This is a genomic window from Flaviaestuariibacter flavus (genome assembly GCF_004337505.1).
In the GTDB taxonomy this organism is placed as follows: Bacteria; Bacteroidota; Bacteroidia; order Chitinophagales; family Chitinophagaceae; genus Flavisolibacter; species Flavisolibacter flavus.
Genome location: NZ_SJZI01000030.1, coordinates 1 through 1,992, shown reverse-complemented (window position 1 = coordinate 1,992; position 1,992 = coordinate 1). Strand labels below are relative to the sequence as shown.

The 1,992-nt window shown below is 43.1% G+C and carries 2 protein-coding genes; both read left to right on the top strand.

The features are described 5' to 3' along the window. On the top strand, positions 1–1,022 hold a 1,022-nt coding region (locus EPD60_RS07905), incomplete at its 5' end, for an RHS repeat-associated core domain-containing protein (RefSeq protein ID WP_317126045.1). Positions 1,023–1,061: 39 nt separating this feature from the next. Further along, positions 1,062–1,649 (top strand): SMI1/KNR4 family protein, encoded by a 588-nt coding sequence (locus EPD60_RS07900; protein ID WP_131448455.1) that lies wholly within the window; start codon positions 1,062–1,064, stop codon positions 1,647–1,649. The last annotated feature ends 343 nt before the right edge of the window (positions 1,650–1,992 follow it).

Sequence of the window (1,992 nt, the reverse complement as noted above, 5' to 3'; positions counted from 1 at the left end):
GCTACCGGTATGGGTTTAACGGAAAAGAAGAAGACCCAGAAATAGGAGTTCAGGACTATGGCGAGCGGATATATAATCCTCAAATTAGTCGATTCCTCTCGGTAGATCCAGTTACATCGGAGTATCCGATGTTAACACCTTATCAATTTGCAAGTAACCGTCCCTTAGATGGGATTGATCTTGATGGGTTGGAATGGATGCCAGTCATTGGCTCTAAAGGTAACATAACAGATTACTCTTGGGCCGGATTTAACGCAGACGGGTCGGCTCCCAAAGGTTCAGTTGGTAACGCAACTCTCGTCAGAGGTAACGAGATATATAGATATCAATCCTCACCGTTCTTCACCAATTCAGGAACGTTAAGTGTTGACAATGGATCTAACATTGTCAAAGCAGCTGTCTTATATAACGACGGAACAGCAAAAATAAACTTTCAGGTTCTTGACGATGACGGCAGTATCCAAAGCGTAACAAACTCACAAGGAGTACAAGGAAATTACAAGGGAGCAACCGGTGCTCAAATCGGTACGGTTCTTAACCAAAAGTTTCTGGACATTTCAAAGCCAGACGACGCTCCAATTGAGAGTGACAATTTAGGATTGTTTGATTGGGTCGGTCCAGCTGAATTAAAATTGCTTGGTGGGGGAATTGCCGGTACTATTTTAAAGAAAGAAGTAGCAACTACACTCCTAAGAAACGTAGCGACCAAGAGAGAAATAACACTAGCTCGGCGAGCTGGCGTTCGACAGGCATGGAGAGAGGAACGTGCACTCTTAGCTAGGACTGGTGACGGTACCCGTCGTTGGTCAATCAGAGAAAAGGTAGAATTGCTAAAAAATGGAAAAGTAAAAGGGTATGTCGGGCACCATACAAATAGTGTACATGATAACTCGCTGGCGATGGCGAAAAATCCTGATAATGTTCAGTTTGTTAAAAAAGGTGCAGAGCACCTCAGGAAACACAATGGCAACTATGCCAACCCGACAAAAGGAAAGCTTCTCAACAGAAAAAAGGATGGCTAGAAAGGAGGATAGTGATTCCTGTTCTAAATTTATTGACTTATGACTTTCATTGAACTGATTGAATCTTATGGCATCAACGGAACCAAGGTGCTGCCAGATGGAACACGTCTTATATCTCATGCTCCACATGTGGCGGAAGAAGCCTGGCTGCATTCAGTCTACCCACCGCTAAAAGAATCTGAGGCGATCGAGCTAGAACACGCTCTGGGACGTTCAATCCCAATTGCTTACAGGTCCTTTCTGTGCACGGTATCAAACGGATTGAAAGTTTTTTCTGGCTCACTGAGTCTAGATGGGCTTCGAAAAAGCGAAGGGCGGCGCATTGAGAACGCTTGGCAGCCATTTTCAATTATTACTTCAAACGTCGATGAAAGAGTTGATGACGCGATGAATGAAGATTTTTTTATTGGGGGATATGATTGGGATGGTTCATTAGTTTATCTGAAGTCGAGCGAAGAACGTGTATTTAGATGTTCGCGCGAGTCCGTTGAGCCATTGAATACCTGGGAGAACTTTAAAACATACATAAATGAGGAATGTAATCGGCTCTCTCGTCTTTTCGATGCAAATGGCAAATTAATAGAAAGCGACTCACCAACTTGTCCGATACCAGTTGCGGAGTCTTGATCAAATCGTAATAAATTTCCAATTCTCGGCGGAGAATTAGAGGGGGGCTTTGTCCAGGATCTATAAGAACTCGCTTGGAATAGATTTTTTATAGAAAGCGGGGACTTCAGATCTCCTAATCGACCCTCAAAAACAAGAAGTATACAAATACGCAGTCATCGCCCTAGGTCACAAAAATTAAAACCCGCTTACCACGTTTTCAGGTGTACTGGCAGCGATGAAAAGGTGCAAGAATTACTGAATTTGGCATAATTCCCGACAAATTGAGATCGCGTATCTTGTACTAAACCAATTGCTTATGTGAATTTCAACACTATTCATTTGGAATGCAAATGCCAGGAAG

Coding starts and splice junctions, on each gene's coding strand:
- EPD60_RS07900 (WP_131448455.1), top strand. CDS start 1,062: ATGACTTTCATTGAACTGATTGAATCTTATGGCATCAACGGAACCAAG.